This is a genomic window from Streptomyces sp. NPDC030798 (genome assembly GCF_055572275.1).
The window spans coordinates 154,346-175,074 of record NZ_JBVIDR010000007.1 but is presented as its reverse complement, the minus strand read 5'-3'; the positions used below and the strand labels follow the sequence as shown (position 1 = coordinate 175,074).

The window sequence follows — 20,729 nt, the reverse complement described above, 5'->3', positions numbered from 1 at the left end:
AGCATGACCGACACGATCACCACAGAGCCCACGGCCGGACACGGGCCCGTCCCGCTGCCCGCCGCCGCGGCCCGCCTGCTCATCACCGCCGGCGCCGTCGGCACCATCGCCAGCACCTTCCTCAGCTGGACCTGGACCCCGGACTTCCCCGGCGACCTGACCGTCTACGGCTACCCCGCAGGCCTGCAGATCCTCGCCCTCGTGGCCGGCGCACTCACCCTGCTGTTCGCGCTCCGCCTGTGGAACGTCCCCGGGCTGCGCTGGCTGAACCCGGCAGGCGCCACCTCCCCCGTCTTCCTGACGGCCCTGTCCGCCTTCAGCGTCTGCTGGTTCACCGGCATCGCCATCGCCGTCGACCTCGGCGGACTGGTCAACCTCGACCCCGGCGCCTACGTCGCCATGGCGGCCTCCGCGCTGCCCGTCGTCGGCGCCCTCGCCCTGCCCCACCCCGACCCCGGCACCGGCCTGCGCGGCTACCTCACCAAGCCCGCCCAGCCCCGCCCCGGCAAGCTCTCCCCGCTCGCCGAACGCGGCTTCATCACCGCCGGCACCGCCCTCGCCCTGGTGACCTTCACCTACGGCATCGGCATCGACAACGACGCCAGCGAAACGTTCATCGGCTTCCTGCTCCTTGTCCTCTTCGCCACCTGGGGCCTGATGCACACCGGCCTCGTCGACCGGTACGCCACCATCTCCGCCCACCACAAGGGCTTCGCCGCCGGCCTCGCGTTCGTCGCCGCCGTGATCTTCCCCTTCACCCAGAGCGACGACCACAACGCCAACGTCGGCGTCAACATCCTCATCTTCGCCACCGTCGCCCTCGGCCTGAACATCGTCGTCGGCCTCACCGGCCTCCTCGACCTCGGCTACGTCGCCTTCCTCGGCGTCGGCGCCTACGCGGCCGCCCTCGTCTCCGGCTCCGAGTACTCCCGGTTCTCCGGCGTCCACTTCCCCTTCTGGGCCGCCGCCCTCACCGGCATGGCCGCCTCCCTCGTCTTCGGCGTACTCATCGGCGCCCCGACCCTGCGGCTGCGCGGCGACTACCTCGCCATCGTCACCCTCGGCTTCGGAGAGATCTTCCGCATCACCGTCAACAACCTCGACGGCGACTCCGGACCGAACATCACCCGCGGTCCCAACGGCATCACCCAGATCCCGGACCTCAACATCTTCGGCTTCAACCTGGGCGAGGCGCACGACATCGGCGGATTCACCCTCGGCCGGTTCGCCAACTACCTCTTCCTGATGCTCATCGTCACGGCCATCGTCGTCCTCGTCTTCACCCGCGCCGCCGACTCCCGCATCGGCCGCTCCTGGATCGCCATCCGCGAGGACGAGACCGCCGCCACCGCCATGGGCATCAACGGCTTCCGCGTCAAACTCATCGCCTTCGCCCTCGGCGCCTCCCTCGCCGGCCTCGCCGGCACCGTGATGGCCCATGTCAACTACAGCGTCAACCCCCAGCCCTACCAGTTCGCCGGCGCCGCTCCGCCCAACTCGGCCTTCCTCCTCGCCGCCGTCGTCCTCGGCGGCATGGGCACCGTCAGCGGCCCCCTGCTCGGCGCCAGCGTCCTCTACCTGGTCCCCGAAAAGCTCCAGTTCCTGCAGAACTACGAGCTGCTCGCCTTCGGTGTCGCGCTGATCCTGCTCATGCGCTTCCGCCCCGAGGGCATCATCGCCAACCGCCGCCGCCAGCTGGAGTTCCACGAGATCGACCAGCTCGACGTACCCGAACAGAAAACGCTGACCGACGAACCGGCCGTCACCAAGGCAGGGGCGTAACGAACCATGACGACACCTGTACTCGAAGCCCGTGACGTCACCATGCGCTTCGGCGGCCTCACCGCCGTCCGATCCGTCGACTTCACGGTCAACAGCGGCGAGATCGTCGGCCTGATCGGCCCCAACGGCGCCGGCAAGACCACCTTCTTCAACTGCCTCACCGGCCTGTACGTCCCCACCGAGGGCACCGTCGCCTACCAGGGCAAGGTGCTCCCGCCCAAACCGCACCTGGTCACCCAGGCCGGCATCGCCCGCACCTTCCAGAACATCCGGCTGTTCGCCAACATGACCGTTCTGGAGAACGTCCTCGTCGGCCGCCACACCCGCACCAAAGAAGGCCTGTGGTCCGCACTGCTGCGCGGCCCCGGCTTCCGCAAGGCCGAGAAGGAGTCCGAGGCCAAGGCGATGGAACTCCTGGAGTTCGTCGGCCTGGCCGCCAAGCGCGACCACCTCGCCCGCAACCTGCCCTACGGCGAACAGCGCAAGCTGGAGATCGCCCGGGCCCTGGCCAGCGAACCCGGCCTCCTGCTCCTCGACGAGCCGACCGCCGGCATGAACCCGCAGGAGACCCGGACCACCGAGGAACTCGTCTTCGCCATCCGCGACAGAGGCATCGCCGTCCTCGTCATCGAGCACGACATGCGCTTCATCTTCAACCTCTGCGACCGCGTCGCCGTCCTCGTCCAGGGCGAGAAACTCGTCGAAGGCACCTCCGAGGTCGTCCAGGCCGACGAGCGGGTCGTCGCTGCCTACCTCGGCGAGCCCTTCGAAGGCGACCCGGGAGAGGCGGAGGCCGCCGAGGTCGAGGCCGCGGAGGCGGCAGCCGACTCCGACACCGGGTCCGAGCCCGCGACCGAGCCTGCCGACGCCGAGGAGACCGCGGTCACCGACGCGGACAGCACCACCAGCACCACCAAGGGAGACACCCAGTGACCGCACTGCTGGAGGTCGAGGACCTCAGGGTCGCCTACGGCAAGATCGAAGCCGTCAAGGGCATCTCGTTCAGCGTCGAGGCCGGCCAGGTCGTCACCCTCATCGGCACCAACGGCGCCGGCAAGACCACCACCCTGCGCACGCTCTCCGGCCTGCTCAAGCCCACGTCCGGCAAGATCGTCTTCGACGGCAAGCCGCTCACCGGCGTCCCGGCGCACAAGATCGTCTCCCTCGGGCTCGCCCACTCCCCCGAGGGCCGGCACATCTTCCCGCGCCTCACCATCGCCGAGAACCTCCAGCTCGGCGCCTTCCTCCGCAAGGACAAGGAAGGCATCGAGAAGGACATCCAGCGGGCCTACGACCTCTTCCCCATCCTGGGCGAACGGCGCAAGCAGGCCGCGGGCACCCTCTCCGGCGGCGAGCAGCAGATGCTCGCCATGGGCAGGGCCCTGATGTCCCAGCCCAAACTGCTCATGCTCGACGAGCCCTCCATGGGCCTGTCCCCGATCATGATGCAGAAGATCATGGCCACCATCGCCGAGCTGAAGTCCGAGGGCACGACCATCCTCCTGGTCGAGCAGAACGCCCAGGCGGCCCTCTCGCTCGCCGACCAGGGACACGTCATGGAAGTCGGCAGCATCGTCCTCTCCGGCACCGGACAGGACCTGCTGCACGACGAGTCGGTACGCAAGGCGTACCTCGGCGAGGACTGAACGCCGAACGACACGACGAGGCCCGCGCCCTCTTCTCCGGGGCGCGGGCCTCGTCCTGTCCGGGCGGGCTCAGCCCTTCTTCGCGGACTTCTTCTCCTCGCTGTCCGCGATGACCGCCTCCGCGACCTGCTGCATCGACATGCGCCGGTCCATCGACGTCTTCTGGATCCAGCGGAACGCCGCCGGCTCGGTCAGCCCGTACTCCGTCTGCAGGACCGACTTCGCGCGGTCGACCAGCTTGCGCGTCTCCAGGCGCTGGGTGAGGTCGGCGACCTCCTTCTCCAGCTGCTTCAGCTCCGTGAAGCGGGAGACGGCCATCTCGATCGCCGGGACGACGTCGCTCTTGCTGAACGGCTTCACGAGATACGCCATCGCGCCGGCGTCGCGGGCCCGCTCCACCAGGTCGCGCTGCGAGAAGGCGGTGAGCATCAGGACGGGGGCGATGGACTCCTCGGCAATCTTCTCGGCCGCGGAGATGCCGTCCAGCTTGGGCATCTTCACGTCCAGGATCACCAGGTCGGGGCGGTGCTCGCGGGCCAGCTCCACGGCCTGCTCGCCGTCCCCGGCCTCGCCGACCACGGTGTACCCCTCCTCCTCGAGCATCTCTTTGAGGTCGAGCCGGATCAGGGCCTCGTCCTCGGCGATGACGACACGGGTCGTCAGCGGAGGCACGTGCGACTTGTCGTCGTCGGGCGCGTCTACGGGCTGGGGCGACTCGGCGGTCACGGGGGCGCTCCTTGGTCCGGGGCGGGGCAGGTACTGCTGCCTATGCAGCCTACCTAGGGGCGGGGAGCCATGGTGACCCGGTATGCTTCCGTGCAGCCAGTCCCGCCGGGTTGGTGGAACGGTATACACGGAGGTCTCAAACACCTCTGCCTGTGAGGGCTTGCGGGTTCGAATCCCGCACCCGGCACTTCCCAAAGCGGAGGATCACGTACGCGTGGTTCTCCGCTTTCTGCTGCGTGTCGTATCGGATCACGCAGCGTGTCCACATGAACCGTCACAGCACACAAGTGCGACAGAAGGCCCTCACGCCGCTCCGGGACGGCGCAAGGAACGCGGACGTTGCACGACGCCTGAACGTCCCGCTCGGCACGGTCGGCCACTGGACACACGCCCTCTGGACCGCGTGGCGCCGGGGGCTCTTCCACTCCGACGGCGGCTCGGGGCAGCGACCCGTTCAACATCTCCGTCGCCCGCAAAGCCTCCGTAGCCCTGATGGACGTCCACGTGGGCCCCAAGCACTGAGCCACCGCTACTTCGGGCTGTCGTCCTCGCCGATGTGGTGGACGCGGACCAGGTTGGTGGAGCCGGAGACTCCGGGCGGGGAGCCGGCCGTGATGACGACCACATCGCCCCTTTGGCAGCGGCCGTACTTCAGGAGGAGTTCGTCCACCTGGTCGACCATCGCGTCGGTCGAGTCGACGTGGGGTCCGAGGAAGGTTTCGATGCCCCAGGAGACGCTGAGCTGCGAGCGGGTGGCCGGCTCGGGGGTGAAGGCCAGGAGGGGGATCGGGGAGCGGTAGCGGGAGAGGCGGCGGGCGGTGTCGCCCGACTGGGTGAAGGCGACGAGGAACTTGGCGCCGAGGAAGTCGCCGATCTCCGCCGCGGCGCGTGCGACGGCGCCGCCCTGGGTGCGGGGCTTGTTGCGTTCGGTCAGGGGCGGCAGGCCCTTTGCGAGGATGTCCTCCTCCGCGGCCGCGACGATCTTCGCCATGGTGCGGACCGTCTCGATCGGGTACTTGCCCACGCTGGTCTCGCCGGAGAGCATCACCGCGTCGGTCCCGTCGATGACCGCGTTGGCGACGTCGCTGGCCTCGGCCCGGGTCGGCCGGGAGTTGTCGATCATCGAGTCGAGCATCTGGGTGGCGACGATGATCGGCTTGGCGTTGCGCTTGGCGAGCTTGATGGCGCGTTTCTGGACGATGGGCACCTGTTCGAGGGGCATTTCGACGCCGAGGTCGCCGCGGGCGACCATGATGCCGTCGAAGGCGGCGACGATGTCGTCGATGTTGTGGACGGCCTGGGGCTTCTCGACCTTGGCGATGACGGGGAGGCGGCGGCCCTGTTCGTCCATGATGCGGTGGACGTCCTTGGCGTCCTTGCCGCTGCGGACGAAGGAGAGGGCGACAAGGTCGAAGCCGGTGGTGAGCGCCCAGCGCAGGTCGTCCTCGTCCTTCTCGGAGAGGGCGGGGACGGAGACGGCGACGCCGGGCAGGTTGAGGCCCTTGTGGTCGGAGATCATGCCGCCTTCGACGACGCGGGTGCGGATGCGGGGGCCGTCGACGGCGGTGACCTCGAGGCAGACCTTGCCGTCGTCGACGAGGACGCGTTCGCCGGGGGTGACGTCGTCGGCGAGGCCGGCGTAGGTGGTCCCGCACTGGTGGCGGTCGCCTTCGACGCCGTCCTCGACGGTGATGGTGAAGGTGTCGCCGCGTTCAAGGAGTACGGGGCCTTCGGTGAAGCGGCCGAGGCGGATCTTCGGGCCCTGAAGGTCGGCGAGGATGCCGACGCTGCGGCCGGTCTCGTCGGCTGCCTTGCGTACGTGCTGGTAGCGCTCCTCGTGCTCGGCGTGGGTGCCGTGGCTGAGGTTGAACCGGGCGATGTCCATTCCGGCCTCGACCAGTGCCTTGATCTGGGCGTAGGAGTCGGTGGCGGGTCCCAGGGTGCAGACGATCTTTGCTCGGCGCATGGTTCGAGCCTAGGCCTTACCCGCCGGTAGAGAATCCGGGCCGCGTGACTGCTCAACAACCTTTGGGTGAAGGGTCGTTGACAAGGGTTGAAGTGTGCGGCAGTCCGCTCCTCTGAGCGAGCGCGCCCGAACCGGTCACCCGATCGAAACGTTCCGGGTCTGGTGCAGCTGGTCATGGACGGGTCAGAATCTACGCGCGTTGTTGACCTTTCCCGGAGGAGACCGAGAGATGCCCTTGAACCGCCGGAAGTTCCTGACGAAGACCGCCGCGACCGGGGCGGGAGCGGCGATCGCCCATGCGGCGGCGGCGCCGGCGGCCGAGGCGGCTCAGGACCCGGAGACGAAGCACGGCAAGCGGTACGCGCTGACCGTCATGGGTACCACCGACCTGCACGGGCACGTCTTCAACTGGGACTACTTCAAGGACGCGGAGTACTCCGACAAGGCGGGCAACGCGCAGGGCCTGGCCCGGATCTCGACGCTGGTCGAGCAGGTGCGCGCGGAGAAGGGGCGCTGCAACACGCTGCTGCTGGACGCCGGCGACACGATCCAGGGCACTCCGCTGACGTACTACTACGCGAAGGTCGACCCGATCACCGCCGAGGGTGGTCCGGTGCATCCGATGGCGCAGGCGATGAACGCCATCGGCTACGACGCCGCGGCGCTCGGCAACCACGAGTTCAACTACGGCATCGAGACGCTGCGCCGGTTCGAGGAGCAGCTGGACTTTCCGCTGCTCGGGGCCAACGCGGTCGACGCGAAGACGCTGCGGCCGGCCTTCCCGCCGTACATGATCAAGAAGTTCCGGGTGCCTGGCGCGCCGCCGGTGAAGGTGGCGGTACTGGGTCTGACCAATCCGGGCATCGCCATCTGGGACAAGGCGTATGTGCAGGGGAAGCTGGCGTTCCCGGGCCTGGAGGAACAGGCGGCGAAGTGGGTGCCGAAGCTGCGGGCCATGGGCGCCGATGTGGTGGTGGTGTCGGCGCACTCGGGTACGTCCGGGAAGTCGTCGTACGGTGACCAGTTGCCGTACGTGGAGGACGCGGCGGCCAATGTGGCCCGTCAGGTGCCCGGGATCGACGCGATCCTGGTCGGGCACGCGCACCTGGAGATCCCGGAGCTGAAGGTCACCAACGAGCGGACGGGCAGGACGGTCGTGCTGTCGGAGCCGCTGTGCTTCGCGGAGCGGCTGACGCTGTTCGACATCGAGCTGGTGTTCCGCAGGGGCCGGTGGGAGGTCGAGTCGGTCTCGGCGTCGCTGCGCAACGCGAACGCGGTCGCGGACGACCCGAGGATCACCCGGTTGCTGCAGGACGAGCACGCGAAGGTGGTCGCGTACGTCAACCAGGTGGTGGGCCGCGCGACCGAGACGCTGACGACGGTGGAGGCCCGGTACAAGGACGCTCCGATCATCGATCTGATCACGAAGGTCCAGGAGGACGTGGTCAGGGCGGCGCTGGCGGGCACCGAGCATGCCGCGCTGCCGGTGCTCGCACAGGCCTCGCCGTTCTCGCGCACGTCGCAGATCCCGGCGGGCGACGTGACGATCCGGGACCTGTCGGGCCTGTACGTGTACGACAACACGCTGGTCGCCAAGCTGATGACGGGCGCGCAGGTGCGGGCGTACCTGGAGTACTCGGCTCAGTACTACGTCCGGACGGCCGCCGACGCGGTGGTGGACGTGGAGCAGCTGACGAACGCGGGTGGCCGTCCGGACTACAACTACGACTATGTCTCCGGCCTGTCGTACGAGATCGACATCGCGCAGCCGGCCGGGTCGCGGATCAAAAACCTGACGTTCGGCGGTGCCCCGCTGGACGACGCCCAGGAGTTCGTCTTCGCGGTGAACAACTACCGGGCGAACGGGGGTGGCGCCTTTCCGCATGTGGCCTCGGCCAGGGAGTTGTGGTCGGAGTCGACGGAGATCCGTACCCGGATCGCGGAGTGGGTGACCGCGAAGGGTGTGCTGGACCCGAAGGACTTCGCGTCGGTGGACTGGCGGCTGACGCGGAACGGTACGCCCCTGTTCTAGAGGCCGGGGTGGCGGGGCGCCGGCGGGGGTGGAGCCGCCGGCGTCCTCGGTGCCGTTACCGTCCGTCGACGAGCGGGGTCAGGTGCTGGGCCTGCCGGGTGTGCGGAACCCGGTGGGCCGGTTCCTGGAGTCCGAAGGTGGTGAAGGCGGTGCGGGCGGGCAGGGGGTACTGCTCCTTTCCGGTGAGGGAGTTGAGGATGGTGGCGCTGCGCCAGGCGGCGAGGCCGAGGTCGGGGGCGCCGACGCCGTGGGTGTGGAGTTCGGCGTTCTGGACGTAGACGGAGCCGATGACGCCGGGGTCGAGGGCGAGCCGGAAGTCCTCGTCGATGCGGGGGCGTTCGCTGCTGTCGCGGCGCAGGTAGGGGTCGAGTCCGGCGAGGATGCGGTCGAGGGGGCGTTCGCGGTAGCCGGTGGCGAGGACGACGGCGTCGGTGGTGAGGCGGGTGCGGCTGCCCTGCTGCAGGTGTTCGAGGTGGAGTTCCACCTTGGTGGTGGCGACGCGGCCTGCGGTGCGGACGCGGACTCCGGGGGTGAGGACGGCGTCGGGCCAGCCGCCGTGCAGGGTGCGCCGGTAGAGCTCGTCGTGGATGGCGGCGAGGGTGCCGGAGTCGATGCCCTTGTGGAGCTGCCACTGGGCGGGGACCAGCCGGTCGCGGACGGGTTCTGCGAGGGCGTGGAAGTAGCGGGTGTAGTCGGGGGTGAAGTGCTCCAGGCCGAGTTTGGAGTACTCCATGGGGGCGAACGCCTCGGTGCGGCCGATCCAGTGGAGTTGTTCACGGCCGGCGGGGCGGTGGCGCAGCAGGTCGAGGAAGACTTCGGCGCCGGACTGTCCCGAGCCGACGACGGTGACGTGTCCGGCGGCGAGGACGGTGTCGCGGTGGTCGAGGTAGTCGGCGGCGTGGACGACGGGGACGCCGGGTGCCTCGGCGAGGGGCTTGAGGGGGTCGGGCACGTAGGGGGTGGTGCCGATGCCGAGGACGACGTTGCGGGTGTAGGTGCGGCCGAGTGCTTCGGCTTCGCCGTCGGCGTCGAGTTGGGTGAAGTCGACCTCGAACACGTCGCGTTCGGGGTCCCAGCGGACGCCGTCGACCTGGTGGCTGAAGCGGAGCCCGGGGAGGTGCTGCGAGACCCAGCGGCAGTAGGCGTCGTACTCGGCGCGCTGGATGTGGTGGCGCTCGGCGAAGTAGAAGGGGAAGAGCCGGTCGTGGGCCTTGAGGTAGTTGAGGAAGCTCCACGGGCTGGTGGGGTCGGTGAGGGTGACCAGGTCGGCGAGGTAGGGGACCTGGATGGTGGCGCCGTCGATGAGGAGGCCGGGGTGCCAGTCGAAGCGGGGGCGCTGTTCGTAGAAGACGGCGTCGAGTTCGGCGAGGGGGTGGGCGAGGGCGGCGAGGGAGAGGTTGGAGGGACCGATGCCGATGCCGACGAGGTCGCGGGGTGAGTCGGGGGCGTGGCGTGGGGGGGTGGTCATCTGGGGGTCGTTCCTTCTGCGAGTTTGAGGAGCTGGGCCAGTTCGTCCGGCCGGGTGTGGGGGTTGAGGAGGGTGGCCTTGAGCCAGAGGCGGCCGTCGAGCCGGGCGCGGCCGAGGACGGCGCGGCCCTCGTGCAGCAGTCTGCGGCGCAGGTCGGCCACGGTGTCGTCGGTCGCGCCGGTGGGGCGGAAGCAGACGGTGCTGATGACGGGGCGGTCGTAGAGCTCGAAGCCGGGGTGTTCGCGGACGAGTTCGGCGAGGTCGCGGGCGTGGGCGCAGACCTGGTCGACCAGGGTGCCGAGGCCGGTGCGGCCGAGGGTTCTGAGGGTGACGGCGATCTTGAGGATGTCGGGGCGGCGGGTGGTGCGCAGGGCGCGGCCGAGGAGGTCGGGGAGTCCGGCCTCGGTGTCGTCCTCGGCGTTGAGGTAGTCGGCGCGGTGGTGGAGTGCGGTGAGGTCGCGGGGGCGGGCGACGGCGAGGAGGCCTGCGGCGGCGGGCTGCCAGCCGAGTTTGTGCAGGTCGAGGGTGACGGTGTGGGCGGCCTGGAGGCCGGCGAGTTTCTCCCGGTGCCGGTCGCTGAAGGCGAGGCCGGCGCCGTAGGCGGCGTCGATGTGCAGGCGGGCGCCGTGGGCGGTGCACAGGCCGGCGATCTCGGGCAGTGGGTCGATGAGTCCGGCGTCGGTGGTGCCGGCGGTGGCGGCGACGAGCAGGGGGCCGGGCAGGGCGGTGAGGGCGGCGTCGAGGGCGGCGGGGTCGAGGGTGCCGCCTGGGGCGGGGACGACGACCGGGTCGGGCAGGCCGAGCAGCCAGGCGGCGCGGGGCAGGGAGTGGTGGGCGTTGGCGCCGCAGACGAGTTGGACGCTGCCGCCGTGGGCTTCGCGGGCGAGGAGGAGGGCGAGGTGGTTGGACTCGCTGCCGCCGGTGGTGACGAGGGCGTCGGCGAGGCCGATCTCCTGGGCGAGGGCGCGGGCGACCTCGGCTTCGAGGGTGGCGGCGCCGGGGGCCTGGTCCCAGGAGTCCAGGGAGGGGTTGAGGGCGCTGACGGCGAGGTCGGCGGCGGTGGCGACGGCGAGCGGGGGGCTGTGCAGGTGCCCGGCGCAGAGCGGGTCGGCGGGGTCGGCGGCGCCTTCGGCGAGGGCGTGCACGAGGGTGCGCAGGGCGTCGGGGTCGCCGTGCTCGGGCAGGACGTCGCCGAGGGCGTCGGTGATGCGCGCGGCGACGGCTTGGGGTCCGCCGGCCGGCAGCGGCCCGCCGCGGGCCCGGCCGCCGCCGGCGAGGGCGTCGAGGACGGTGTCCAGCAGGGGCCGGAGGGCTCCGGGTCCGTCGGGTCCTGAGGCGAGGGGCGGCATGCTCATGGGCTCTCCTCCGGGGCGCGGGGGCAGGGCTGTTCGGTGCGGAGGCTGCTGTGCGGTGCTTGTGGCCGGTGGCCGGTGGCTTGTGGCCGGTGGCTTGTGGCTTGTGGCTTGTGGCTTGTGGCCGACGGTTTGCGTCCGGTGCGTGAAGGCGAGGCTGTTCGGTGCGGAGCTGTGACCGGTGGCTCGTGATCGGTGGCTCGTGTCCGGGCTTGTGGCCGGTGGCTCGTGTCCGACGGCTTGTGGCCGGCGGCGTGTGTCCGGTGGCTTCCAGCTTGTACGGGAAGAGGGCCACGCGTCCGGAAAGCCCAACGATCGGAACCCGAAAGGGGGTACTGCCGTACGGGGAAAACGCGTTGGAGCGGTGCGCTACCGTCGGTCGGGTGGTTGACGCGTGGATGATCGACGTGCCCGGTGAGCGGGTGGTGGTGCGTGAGCCCGGTCCCGCCGACGAGGGGCCGCTGCTGACGCTCTTCGAGGAGTGCGAGGACTGGTTCGTGGCGGCCACGGGGCTGCCGTCGGGGCCGGGCGATGTGCAGAGCCTGTTCTACTCGCTGCCGGAGGGCGCGAGCGAGGCCGACAAGGTGCTGCTGGTGCTGGAGCGGGACGGTGTGGTCGCGGGCCTGGTGGACGCGGTGCGGGACCATCCGCGGCCCGGCGCGGTGGCGGTGGGCCTGTTCCTGCTGGCGCCGTGGGCGCGCGGCCGGGGGCTCGGCCGTGCGCTGGCCGAGTCCCTGCTGGCCCGGGCCGGCGACCGGCCCCTGGTCACGGCGACGGTCCCGGCCGGCTGGCGCTCGGGCGAGCGCTTCCTGGAGCGTCTCGGCTTCACCCTGTACGCCCCGGCACCGGCACCGGCCGAGGTGGGCAACCGCCGCCCGGGCCCCCGCGAGGCGGGCGTACGCCGGGCGGAGTTGCGGCGGGCGGGGGCCGGCTGAGCCCGTAGGGCCTCCCGGCGGAGCCTATGGCTGTGGCCGGAAGTCCGCCGCGTGGTCGTGGGCCCACTGGGCGAAGGTGCGGGCCCGGGTGCCGGTGAGTTTCTCGACCGTGTCGGTGATCTCCGGGGGCACCCCGACCGTGTCCGCGATCGTCTTCAGCAGCGCGTCCCGCAGGTGCGGCGGCACGTGCGGGAACAGCTCGGGCCCGGCCGCCTCGGGCGGCAGTTCGACGAACGTCAGGTCCCGGCCGAGGGCGCGTCCGATCGCGGCGAGCTGCTCGGCGTTGGTGATCGCCTCCGGTCCGGTGAGGCGGTGCACGGCTCCCTCGTGGCCGGGGTCGAGCAGCGTGCGCTCGGCGACGGCGGCGATGTCGTCCTCGTGGATGGGCGCGCTGAGCCCGTCCGGGTGAACGCCGCGCACGGTGTTCCCGGCGCGGATCTGCGGCACCCACTGCAGGGCGTTGGTGGCGAAGGCGTTGGGCCGCAGGAACGTCCATGCCAGGCCGCTGTCGCGGATCTGCTGTTCGACGGTGGCGTGCATGACGTGGATGGGGTGGGTGGGGTCGGCGCCTTCCTTGACGATGCCGCTGGAGAGGAGGACGACGTGCCGCACGCCGTGGGCGCGGGCCGCGGCGAGCAGGGCGGCGGTCTGCCCGGCGCCGGCCTGGGCGTACAGGAAGAGCCGGGTGGCTCCTTCGAACAGGGCGGCCGGTTCGTCGGTCCGGAACCGCACGACCTCCGCCTGCTCGGGCAGTGCGGCCCGCTGCGGGTCACGGGTCAGCGCGCGCACGGGCCGGCCTGCGGCGAGCAGGCGGCGGACGAGGGCGCGGCCGACGTTGCCGGTGGCTCCGGTCACTACGATCACGGGTTCGCCTCCAGGGCTCGGTCGATCGTCTCCGACCCACCGCAGCCTAGGCAGCACGGCCGGTCCCCGCATCGCCTGCAGGGACCAGCCGGGTCCTGGGCCTGTGGTCCTACTCCCCCCGGACGCGCAGTGCCCGTGCCAGGTCGTCGAGTTCGTCGGCGAGCCTGCGGCGCAGGGCGGCGACCGGGTCGGACTCGCGCAGGCAGGCCTCGCCGAGGGCGAGGTGCTCGGCGTCGACCGCGTGGTGCGGGAAGGCCCAGCGGCCGGCTGCGGCGGCGATGGCGGGGCCGCGGCGGGCGGCGAGCGCGACGACGTCCTCGTAGTAGCGCGGTACGTAGTCCCGGACCAGGTCGGCCTGCTCGGGCTGCCAGAAGCCGCGCGCGGTGGCGGTGAAGAGGTAGTTGGAGAGGTCGTCGGTGGTGAACATCGCCTCCCAGGCGGTGCGCTTGGCCTCGGGGTCGGGCAGCGCGGCGCGGCAGGTGGCCGCGCCCTCCTGGCCGGTGGCGGAGGGGTCGCGGTCGAGTTCGGCGGCGATGGCGGCCTCGTCGGTGGCGCCGAGCACGGCGAGCCGGCCGAGGATGCGCCAGCGCAGCTCGGGGTCGAGTTCGGGGCCGCCGGGCACGGTGCCGTCGGCGAGCCAGGCGGCGATGGTCTCGGGGTGGGCGGCGACGTCGATGAAGTGCCGTACGGCGATCAGGCGCAGGCCGGGGTTGTCGCCGTCCTCGGTGCGGCGCAGCAGGTCGCGGCAGAGGGAGCTGAGGGTGGCGAGCGCGGCCGGGCGGTCCTCGGGGTGCAGGTAGCGGTCGGCGATGTGGGCGGAGGCGAAGGCGAGGACGCCCTCGGCGATGGCGAGGTCGGTCTCCAGCGGGAGGTGGGCGCGGGCCGTGTCGAGGTAGGCGCCGGGCGGGAGTTCGCCGTCGCGGACGGCGTCCCGGAGGGCGTTCCAGACGACCGCGCGGGTGAGCGGGTCGGGCAGGCCGGCGAGGCCGCCCCGGATCGCGGCGAAGGACTCGGGGTCGAAGCGGACCTTGGCGTAGGTCAGGTCGCCGTCGTTGAGCAGGAGCAGGGCGGGGCGCTTGCCGATGGGCTGGGGGGCGCCGTGGGGGACGTCGAGGCCGATGCGTTCGCGCAGGGTGAGGCGGCCCTCGTCGGTGAGGTCGTGGTCGTAGAGGCCGGCGGTGACGCGGTGGGGGCGGCTGCCGGCGCGGTCGACGGTGAGGGTGCAGGTGCCGTCGGCGGACTCGATGACCGGGGTGAGGGTGTCGACTCCGGTGGTGCGCAGCCAGGCGTCGGCCCAGGCGTGCACGTCGCGTTCGGTGGCCGCGGCGAGGGAGTCGATGAAGTCGGCGAGGGTGGCGTTGGCGAACCGGTGCCGCTTGAAGTGGATGTTGATGCCGGCGAGGAAGTCCTTCTCGCCGAGCCAGGCGACGATCTGGCGCAGCGCGGAGGCGCCCTTGGCGTAGGAGATGCCGTCGAAGTTGAGCAGGGCGGCGGCGGTGTCGTCGACGGAGTCGGGGGCGACGGGGTGGGTGGAGGGGCGCTGGTCGGCGTCGTAGCCCCAGGACTTGCGGGTGACGCCGAACTCGACCCAGGGTTGGGTGAAGCGGGTCGCCTCGAGGGTGGTCTGGTAGCCCATGTACTCGGCGAAGGACTCGTTCAGCCAGATGTCGTCCCACCACTTGAGGGTGACGAGGTCGCCGAACCACATGTGGGCCATCTCGTGGGCGATGACCATGGCGCGGGTCTGCCGCTCGGTGTCCGTGACGGCGGAGCGGTAGACGAAGTCGTCGCGGAAGGTGACCAGTCCGGGGTTCTCCATGGCGCCGGCGTTGAACTCGGGGACGAACGCCTGGTCGTAGGAGTCGAAGGGATAGGGCTCCTCGAACTTCTCGTGGTAGCGGTCGAAGCACGCGCGCGTGACGTCGAGGATCTCGTCGGCGTCGGCGTCGAGGTACGGGGCGAGGGAGCGGCGGCAGTGGATGCCGAAGGGCAGGCCGCGGTGCTCGGTGCGCACGGAGTGCCAGGGGCCGGCGGCGACGGCGACGAGGTAGGTGGAGATCAGCGGCGTCGGGGCGGCCCGCCAGCGGCCGCCGCCGAGGTGTTCGGTGATGCCGTTGGCGAGGACGGTCCAGCCCTCGGGGGCGGTGACGGTGAGGTCGAAGACGGCCTTGAGGTCGGGCTGGTCGAAGGCGGGGAAGACGCGCTGGATGTCGTCCAGGAACATCTGGGTGTAGACGTAGGTCTCGCCGTCGGTGGGATCGGTGAAGCGGTGCATGCCCTCACCGGTGCGGGAGTAGCGCATGGCCGCGTCGAAGCGGAGTTCGTGCCTGCCCGCGGTGAGGTTCTTCAGCGGCAGCCGGTCCTCGTGCAGGGTCTCGGGGTCGAGGGGTTGTCCGTCGAGGGTGGCGGAGCGCAGCTCGGCGGGCTTCAGCTCGACGAACGTGTCCCCGTCGGACCGCGCGGTGAACGTGATCACGGTGCGGGAGTCGAAGGTGTCGTCCCCCGTGGTGAGGTCGAGCTCGACGGTGTAGCGGTGGACGTCGAGGAACTCTGCTCGCAGCTGCGCTTCGTCGCGCGTGATGACGGACATGCAGGCCATGCTGCCTGATCGGACTGACAGCGCACAGGGGTGGGCCGTTACACGGCTTATGTCCACCCCGTGCGCCCGGGTCAGTCTCCCGACGGGGCCTGTCCGTTGGCGGTGTCCCCGGCGATGCGCTCGTGGTGCCGGATGACCTCGGCGATGATGAAGTTGAGGAATTTCTCGGCGAAGGCCGGGTCGAGCCGGGCGTTCTCGGCGAGGGTGCGCAGCCGCTCGATCTGCCGGGCCTCGCGGGCGGGGTCGGCGGGCGGCAGCTGGTGCACCGCCTTGAGCCGGCCGACCTGCTGGGTGCACTTGAAGCGCTCGGCGAGCATGTGGACGACGGCGGCGTCGATGTTGTCGATGCTCTCGCGCAGCCGTTCGAGCTCCTGGCGGACCGCGGGGTCGACGTCCCCGTTACCGGTGTTGCTGATGGTCATGGGCGCCCACCCTAAGGGCAGCGGCGGGTGCCGATCATGAGCTGTTCGGCATGCGGTCAGGCTTCGCTCCGCGTCCGCAGAAAATCCGGTCGGGCCCGCCTACAGTGGAAGGAAGTTCCAGGCGTCTTTGGGGGTCGGACGTGGCGGACGGCGGACCGGTCGAGCACGGCTACCCGCATCTGGAGACGGTGCGGGCCGCCGTCACCGCGCTGTACAGGCGGCTGTCGTACGACATCGTCCAGACCTTCGCCGGCAGCGTGGCCCCGGCGGACGTGACGTTCTGCGACACGGACGACCTGCATCTGGGCGCGCAGCGCGTGGCCCGGGAGATCGTGCGGCACTTCCGGCTGCCGGACGCGCGGCTGATCGTCGGTTTCCGGGAGATGACCCACGCGGCGAACGTGGAACTGGCGGCGGGGCCCGAGTACTTCGTGGAGCTGAACGACCGCTTCCGCACCCACCGCAGGGACATCGGTGCGGCCCTGGCCCACGAGGTCGCGCACGTCTACCTGCACCGTCTCGGCCTCACCTTCCCGACCACGGCGGAGAACGAGATCCTCACGGACACGGTGACGACCTACCTGGGCGCGGGCTGGCTGCTGCTGGACGCCTACCGGGAGGACGGGGCGTCGTCCCAGAAGCTCGGCTATCTCACCCCGGAGGAATTCGGGTACGTCCTCGCCAAGCGGTCCGCGCTGTTCCATGAGGATCCCTCCCTGTGGTTCACCAGCCCGCAGGCCTACACGGCGTACGTCAAGGGCAGGGACCGGGCCCGGCGCGACGAGCAGCAGCCTCCGCTGACGGCGGCCGGCTGGGCGGGGCGCCGCCGCTACGCCCACGACCGGCGCCACGTCGCCGGGGTGCAGCCGACGGCGTCGTACGCCTTCACCTGCGACAGCGGCGGCAGCCTCCGGGTGTCCTTCCCGTGCCCGACCTGCCACCAGCGGATCAGGGTGCCGGTGCGGGGCCGCGTGCGGGCACGGTGCGGGCTGTGCCGGACGGTGCTGGAGTGCGACACCTAGGGCCTCTCGTTCGGATCACGCCCTGATCCGGCCTGGTCCGAACGAAAGACCCTGGGCTTGTCGCACGGGCCGGTGCGGCAGGTCAGTCCGCGTGCCCGGCCACCGCCCGCCGGGGCAGAGCGGCGCACAGCGCCCCGCACACCACGAAGGAGCCCACGACCCACGGCATCGCGGCGGTGAGACCTGCGCCGAATCCCTCCCCCACGTGCCCGAAGAACACCGTGCCGACGACCGCCGCTCCCAGCGCTCCTCCGAACTGCTGAGCGGTGGAGAAGATCCCGGACGCCGCACCGGCCAGATCCCCCGGCACCGCCGACAGCACCACGTTCACCAGCGGCACCACCAGGAAACCGAGCCCCGCTCCGGCGACCACCAGCCCCGGCACCAGCGGCCATGCTCCGGTGTGCACGGCGCCCGCTCCGTGCACGGCACTCCACACCCAGCCGAAGCCGGCCGCCATCATCAGCGCCCCGGCGCCGAGCACCGTCCGGCCGTACTTCACGGCGAGTCCGTCCGCCGCGGGCGCCGTCAGGAAGCCGCCGACCGAAAAGGCCACGGTGACCAGCCCGGCCTGCATCGGCGTGTACCTCTGCCCGCCCTGCAGCCAGAGCGCGAACACCAGGAAGAAGCCCTGCATGCCGAGGGAGAACAGCAGCTGGACCAGGACGCCCACGGAGAACGCCGGGAGCCCGAAGGCGCGCGCCGGCAGCAGCGGCACCGTGCCGGGCCGGCGCCGCCGGGCCTCGTACAGTCCCAGCCCGGCGACCGCGACGATCCCGCCGGCGAGGCAGAGCCAGCCCCACAGGGGCCAGCCGTTCTCGCGACCCTGGACCAGGGGCAGCACGACCGCCACCAGGCCGCCCGCCAGCAGCAGGCTGCCCAGCACGTCCGGCCGGCCCGCCGACCGCTCCCGCGTGGCCGGGACCAGCAGCAGCCCGCCCACGAAGGTCACGACGGCGATCGGCACGTTCACCAGGAAGACCGAGCGCCAGCCCCAGCCGAACAGGTCGGCGTCGGTGAGCACTCCGCCGAGCAGCAGCCCGATCGCCGAGGCGAACCCTGCGACGGCGCCGTACATCCCGAACGCGGCTCCGCGCTCCTTGCCCTGGAACAGCGTGCGGAACGAGCCGAGCACCTGGGGCACCAGCACGGCCGCGAGGACGCCCTGCACCGCCCGTGCGGCGATCAGCTGTGCGGGCGTCTGGGCGATGCCGCAGGCGAGGCCGGCCAGTCCGAAGCCGGCGGTTCCGACGAGGAAGAGGGTGCGGCGGCCGAGGCGGTCGCCGAGGTGGCCGGAGAGGATCAGGGCGGCGGCGAAGCCGAGCAGGTAGGCGGAGACCGTCCATTGCAGTTCGCTCGGCGAGGCGTGCAGTTCGCGGCCGATGGACGGGAGTGCCACGTTGACGATCGTGCCGTCCAGCAGGTCCATCAGCTCCGCGACCATCATCACGACGGCGGCGGCCCAGCGGCGTGGATACGGCTCGGCGGTGGCGGGCGGGTCTGTGGTGAGTGTCGCGGACATGGAGGTCCCCCGGTCGTCGTCGCATTTATTTCGTTCGGCCTAACGAAACGATTGCACCGAGCGCCACCGGCCGCAAGTGGTTAGTTCGTCCGAACGAAATTTTTGCTAGCCTGGTGCCATGAGCGAGGCGGACGACAAGCGGGCCGAGACCCTGCGGCAGCTCATGGAGGTGGGCCGGGCGCACAGCGCGGTCACGGTCATGTTCCACTCGGCGATCGCCGCCAAGCAGGGGCTGAACGCGACCGAGGAGAAGACGCTCGACTACCTCCAGCGGCAGGGCCCGCTCACCGCCAAGGAGCTGGCCGGTCTCACCGGGCTCGCCCCCGCCTCCGTCACCGGCCTTCTCGACCGCCTGGAGGCCAAGGGCTTCGTCCGCAGGGTCCCGCACCCGACGGACGGACGCCGGGTGCTGGTCGAGCTCAACGACGCCAAACTCGCCGAGCTCGCCGAGTTCTTCGAGGACTGGGCGCGTGACATCGTCGAGGCCTGCGAGGCGTTCAGCACGCAGGAACTGGCGACGGTGACCCGCTTCCTCTCGGTGATGAGCGAACGGCAGCGCGCGGCCACCGCCCGGCTGACGGGCTGAACCGGCCCACTCCCGCTGAACCGGCCTACTCCCGGGCCCCGTACACCGCCCCCGGCCGCTCGGCGCGCGCCAGCAGCTTCCGTGCCGTCTCCCCCGCCTCCGCCGGGCTCCAGCGCGCCTGCCTGTCGGTGCTGGGACCAGGGCGCCAGCCCTCCATGACGGTGATCCGGCCGCCCTCCGCCTCGAACACGCGGCCGGTCACGCCGGCGCACGCGGCGGAGCCGAGCCAGACCACCAGGGGCGAGACGTTCTCGGGCGCCATCGCGTCGAAGCCGGCGGCCGGGGCCGCCATGGTCTCGGCGAAGGCGCGTTCCGTCATGCGGGTCCGGGCGGCCGGGGCGATGGCGTTGACCTGGACGCCGTACCGGGCCAGCTCGGCCGACGCGACCAGGGTGAGCCCGACGATCCCGGCCTTGGCGGCGCTGTAGTTGCCCTGCCCGACCGAGCCCAGCAGGCCCGCTCCGCTGCTGGTGTTGACGATCCGGGCCACCGGTGCACGGCCGGCCCGGGCCTCGGCCCGCCAGTGTGCGGCGGCGTGTCTGAGGGGCAGGAAGTGACCCTTGAGGTGGACGCGGACGACGGCGTCCCAGTCGTCCTCGTCGAGGTTGACGAGCATGCGGTCGCGCAGGAACCCGGCGTTGTTGACGAGGGTGTCGAGCCGGCCGTACGTGTCGAGGGCGGCCTGGATCAGCGAGGCGGCGCCGTCGGTGGTCGCGATGTCGCCGCCGTGCGCCACCGCCTGGCCGCCGGCCCGCCGGATCTCCGCGACGACCGACTCGGCGGGGCTGTCGGCGCCGGGCGCCCCGTCCAGTGCGACCCCCAGGTCGTTGACGACGACCCGCGCGCCCTCGGCGGCGAAGGCGAGGGCGTGGGCGCGGCCCAGTCCTCGCCCGGCGCCGGTGACTGCGACGACGCGGCCGGTGCAGATTCCGCTCATGTCAGGTCTCCTTGTCGGCGGGGGCTTGGGCGAGGGCGGCCGCGTCGGCGGTTGCGCCGGCCCCGGGAGCGGCCTTCACGCCGGTGTCCGCACCGGCCGTCGCGGCGTCCAGGAAGGCGGGGCGCTCGCCGCCCCCGTGGACGAGCAGGCTCGCCCCGCTGATGTAGGCGGCCGCGTCGGAGGCGAGGAACACGGCGGCCGCGCCGACGTCGGCCGGGGTGGCCAGCCGGCCGAGCGGGACGGTGCGGGAGACGGCGGCGACGCCGTCCGGGCCGCCGTAGTGGAGGTGGGACAGCTCGGTGCCCACCATGCCGACGACCAGTGTGTTGACGCGGACCTCCGGAGCCCATTCGACGGCCATGGAGGCGGCCAGGCCGGCCAGCCCCGCCTTGGCCGCGCCGTAGGCCGCCGAACCGGGCGAGGGCCGGGTGCCGCTGACGCTGCCGATCATCACGACCGAGCCGCGGGCCCGCCGCAGGTGCTCGTACGCCGCGAGGGACGCGGTCAGCGGCGCGATCAGGTTCAGTTCGACGACCCGGGCGTGCCGTTCGGCCTCGGCCTCGGTCAGGAGGCGGTGCGGGGTGCCGCCCGCGTTGTTGACGAGGACGTCGAGCCGGGGCAGGCCGGCGAAGAACGCGCGGACGGCGGGCGGGTCGCGCAGGTCGAGCGGGGTGAACTCCACGCCGTCGACCGGCTGTTCAGGGACGCGGCGGGCGCAGGTGAGGACCCGGGCGCCGGCGTGGGCGAAGGCGCGTGCGATACCGGCCCCGACTCCGCGGGTGCCGCCGGTGACGAGGACGGTTCTGCCACGCAGCGAGTTGCCCACAGGCGCTGCCCCGGAGTTTTCCACAGGCCCTCCCGCTCGTCTTC

At 71.6% G+C, this 20,729-nt stretch carries 17 protein-coding genes, 1 tRNA gene and 1 pseudogene; 9 read left to right on the top strand and 10 right to left on the bottom strand.

The genetic code is table 11. The features are described 5' to 3' along the window. Nucleotides 1-3 precede the first annotated feature (3 nt). Genes ACZ404_RS18095 through ACZ404_RS18085 form a run of 3 tightly spaced genes read left to right on the top strand, consistent with a single transcriptional unit; the run spans nt 4 to nt 3,428 of the window. Entirely contained in the window at nt 4-1,782 is a 1,779-nt protein-coding gene (locus ACZ404_RS18095; RefSeq protein ID WP_468440928.1) for a branched-chain amino acid ABC transporter permease, read from the top strand. A gap of 6 nt (nt 1,783-1,788) precedes the next feature. Further along, the gene (locus tag ACZ404_RS18090; protein ID WP_468440926.1) at nt 1,789-2,715 is read left to right on the top strand and encodes an ABC transporter ATP-binding protein; all 927 of its coding nucleotides are present in this window, start codon (nt 1,789-1,791) and stop codon (nt 2,713-2,715) included. Then, nucleotides 2,712-3,428: an ABC transporter ATP-binding protein gene (locus ACZ404_RS18085; protein ID WP_468440924.1), complete on the top strand. Its 717-nt coding sequence runs from the start codon at nt 2,712-2,714 to the stop codon at nt 3,426-3,428. Before ACZ404_RS18090 ends, ACZ404_RS18085 begins: the two co-directional genes overlap by 4 nt. 69 nt (nt 3,429-3,497) lie before the next feature. On the opposite strand, the gene ACZ404_RS18080 is transcribed toward ACZ404_RS18085, so the two are convergent. Further along, the gene (locus ACZ404_RS18080) at nt 3,498-4,154 is read right to left on the bottom strand and encodes an ANTAR domain-containing response regulator (protein ID WP_468440922.1); all 657 of its coding nucleotides are present in this window, start codon (nt 4,152-4,154) and stop codon (nt 3,498-3,500) included. 104 nt (nt 4,155-4,258) lie between these two features. Here ACZ404_RS18080 and ACZ404_RS18075 point away from each other — a divergent pair. Further along, nucleotides 4,259-4,341, top strand: a tRNA-Leu gene (locus ACZ404_RS18075). A gap of 248 nt (nt 4,342-4,589) precedes the next feature. Beyond that, nucleotides 4,590-4,676, top strand: a pseudogene (locus ACZ404_RS18070) (helix-turn-helix domain-containing protein); the annotation flags it as partial. Between the two features lie 7 nt (nt 4,677-4,683). Here the strand turns inward: ACZ404_RS18070 and pyk are convergent. Beyond that, nucleotides 4,684-6,120, bottom strand: coding sequence for a pyruvate kinase (pyk, locus tag ACZ404_RS18065; RefSeq protein ID WP_468440920.1), 1,437 nt, complete (start codon nt 6,118-6,120; stop codon nt 4,684-4,686). Nucleotides 6,121-6,349: 229 nt separating this feature from the next. Between pyk and ACZ404_RS18060 the strand changes: the two genes are divergently transcribed. Beyond that, nucleotides 6,350-8,152 (top strand): bifunctional metallophosphatase/5'-nucleotidase, encoded by a 1,803-nt coding sequence (locus ACZ404_RS18060; protein ID WP_468440918.1) that lies wholly within the window; start codon nt 6,350-6,352, stop codon nt 8,150-8,152. Between the two features lie 55 nt (nt 8,153-8,207). On the opposite strand, the gene ACZ404_RS18055 is transcribed toward ACZ404_RS18060, so the two are convergent. Next, nucleotides 8,208-9,620, bottom strand: a complete 1,413-nt coding sequence (locus ACZ404_RS18055; protein WP_468440916.1) for a lysine N(6)-hydroxylase/L-ornithine N(5)-oxygenase family protein — start codon at nt 9,618-9,620, stop codon at nt 8,208-8,210. After that, the gene (locus ACZ404_RS18050; RefSeq protein ID WP_468440914.1) at nt 9,617-10,975 is read right to left on the bottom strand and encodes a pyridoxal phosphate-dependent decarboxylase family protein; all 1,359 of its coding nucleotides are present in this window, start codon (nt 10,973-10,975) and stop codon (nt 9,617-9,619) included. The genes ACZ404_RS18055 and ACZ404_RS18050 overlap by 4 nt, the downstream gene beginning before the upstream one ends. Nucleotides 10,976-11,355: 380 nt before the next feature. On the opposite strand from ACZ404_RS18050, the gene ACZ404_RS18045 reads away from it, so the two are divergent. Continuing rightward, a complete protein-coding gene (locus ACZ404_RS18045) occupies nt 11,356-11,907 on the top strand; it encodes a GNAT family N-acetyltransferase (protein ID WP_468440912.1) in 552 nt (183 codons plus the stop codon). A 24-nt stretch (nt 11,908-11,931) separates the two neighbouring features. Here ACZ404_RS18045 and ACZ404_RS18040 read toward each other — a convergent pair whose 3' ends face one another. The 3 genes from ACZ404_RS18040 to ACZ404_RS18030 form a co-directional block, all read right to left on the bottom strand. Continuing rightward, nucleotides 11,932-12,771, bottom strand: coding sequence for an SDR family oxidoreductase (locus ACZ404_RS18040; protein ID WP_468440911.1), 840 nt, complete (start codon nt 12,769-12,771; stop codon nt 11,932-11,934). A 109-nt stretch (nt 12,772-12,880) separates the two neighbouring features. After that, nucleotides 12,881-15,361 (bottom strand): aminopeptidase N, encoded by a 2,481-nt coding sequence (gene pepN / locus ACZ404_RS18035; RefSeq protein ID WP_468440909.1) that lies wholly within the window; start codon nt 15,359-15,361, stop codon nt 12,881-12,883. An 80-nt stretch (nt 15,362-15,441) separates the two neighbouring features. Next, a complete protein-coding gene (locus ACZ404_RS18030) occupies nt 15,442-15,792 on the bottom strand; it encodes a chorismate mutase (protein WP_468440907.1) in 351 nt (116 codons plus the stop codon). A 140-nt stretch (nt 15,793-15,932) separates the two neighbouring features. Between ACZ404_RS18030 and ACZ404_RS18025 the strand changes: the two genes are divergently transcribed. Beyond that, complete coding sequence (locus ACZ404_RS18025) at nt 15,933-16,814, top strand: hypothetical protein (protein WP_468440905.1); 882 nt, start codon at nt 15,933-15,935, stop codon at nt 16,812-16,814. Between the two features lie 82 nt (nt 16,815-16,896). Here the strand turns inward: ACZ404_RS18025 and ACZ404_RS18020 are convergent, their stop codons facing one another. Further along, complete coding sequence (locus tag ACZ404_RS18020; protein ID WP_468440903.1) at nt 16,897-18,336, bottom strand: MFS transporter; 1,440 nt, start codon at nt 18,334-18,336, stop codon at nt 16,897-16,899. 118 nt (nt 18,337-18,454) lie between these two features. Here ACZ404_RS18020 and ACZ404_RS18015 point away from each other — a divergent pair, with 118 nt between their 5' ends. Next, the gene (locus tag ACZ404_RS18015) at nt 18,455-18,922 is read left to right on the top strand and encodes a MarR family winged helix-turn-helix transcriptional regulator (protein WP_468440901.1); all 468 of its coding nucleotides are present in this window, start codon (nt 18,455-18,457) and stop codon (nt 18,920-18,922) included. 25 nt (nt 18,923-18,947) lie between these two features. Here the strand turns inward: ACZ404_RS18015 and ACZ404_RS18010 are convergent, their stop codons facing one another. Next, nucleotides 18,948-19,859: an SDR family oxidoreductase gene (locus ACZ404_RS18010; protein WP_468440899.1), complete on the bottom strand. Its 912-nt coding sequence runs from the start codon at nt 19,857-19,859 to the stop codon at nt 18,948-18,950. A gap of 1 nt (nt 19,860) precedes the next feature. Then, nucleotides 19,861-20,709 carry an SDR family oxidoreductase gene (locus ACZ404_RS18005; RefSeq protein ID WP_468440897.1) on the bottom strand — a complete coding sequence of 283 codons (849 nt, stop codon included), beginning with the start codon at nt 20,707-20,709 and terminating at the stop codon, nt 19,861-19,863. Nucleotides 20,710-20,729: the final 20 nt, after the last annotated feature.

Excerpts from the sequence above, each read along its gene's own strand:
- ACZ404_RS18095 (WP_468440928.1), top strand. The coding sequence starts at position 4 with ATGACCGACACGATCACCACAGAGCCCACGGCCGGACACGGGCCCGTC.
- ACZ404_RS18090 (WP_468440926.1), top strand. The coding sequence starts at position 1,789 with ATGACGACACCTGTACTCGAAGCCCGTGACGTCACCATGCGCTTCGGC.
- pyk (WP_468440920.1), bottom strand. The coding sequence starts at position 6,120 with ATGCGCCGAGCAAAGATCGTCTGCACCCTGGGACCCGCCACCGACTCC.
- ACZ404_RS18060 (WP_468440918.1), top strand. The coding sequence starts at position 6,350 with ATGCCCTTGAACCGCCGGAAGTTCCTGACGAAGACCGCCGCGACCGGG.
- ACZ404_RS18055 (WP_468440916.1), bottom strand. The coding sequence starts at position 9,620 with ATGACCACCCCCCCACGCCACGCCCCCGACTCACCCCGCGACCTCGTC.
- ACZ404_RS18050 (WP_468440914.1), bottom strand. The coding sequence starts at position 10,975 with ATGAGCATGCCGCCCCTCGCCTCAGGACCCGACGGACCCGGAGCCCTC.
- pepN (WP_468440909.1), bottom strand. The coding sequence starts at position 15,361 with ATGTCCGTCATCACGCGCGACGAAGCGCAGCTGCGAGCAGAGTTCCTC.
- ACZ404_RS18030 (WP_468440907.1), bottom strand. The coding sequence starts at position 15,792 with ATGACCATCAGCAACACCGGTAACGGGGACGTCGACCCCGCGGTCCGC.
- ACZ404_RS18020 (WP_468440903.1), bottom strand. The coding sequence starts at position 18,336 with ATGTCCGCGACACTCACCACAGACCCGCCCGCCACCGCCGAGCCGTAT.
- ACZ404_RS18015 (WP_468440901.1), top strand. The coding sequence starts at position 18,455 with ATGAGCGAGGCGGACGACAAGCGGGCCGAGACCCTGCGGCAGCTCATG.
- ACZ404_RS18010 (WP_468440899.1), bottom strand. The coding sequence starts at position 19,859 with ATGAGCGGAATCTGCACCGGCCGCGTCGTCGCAGTCACCGGCGCCGGG.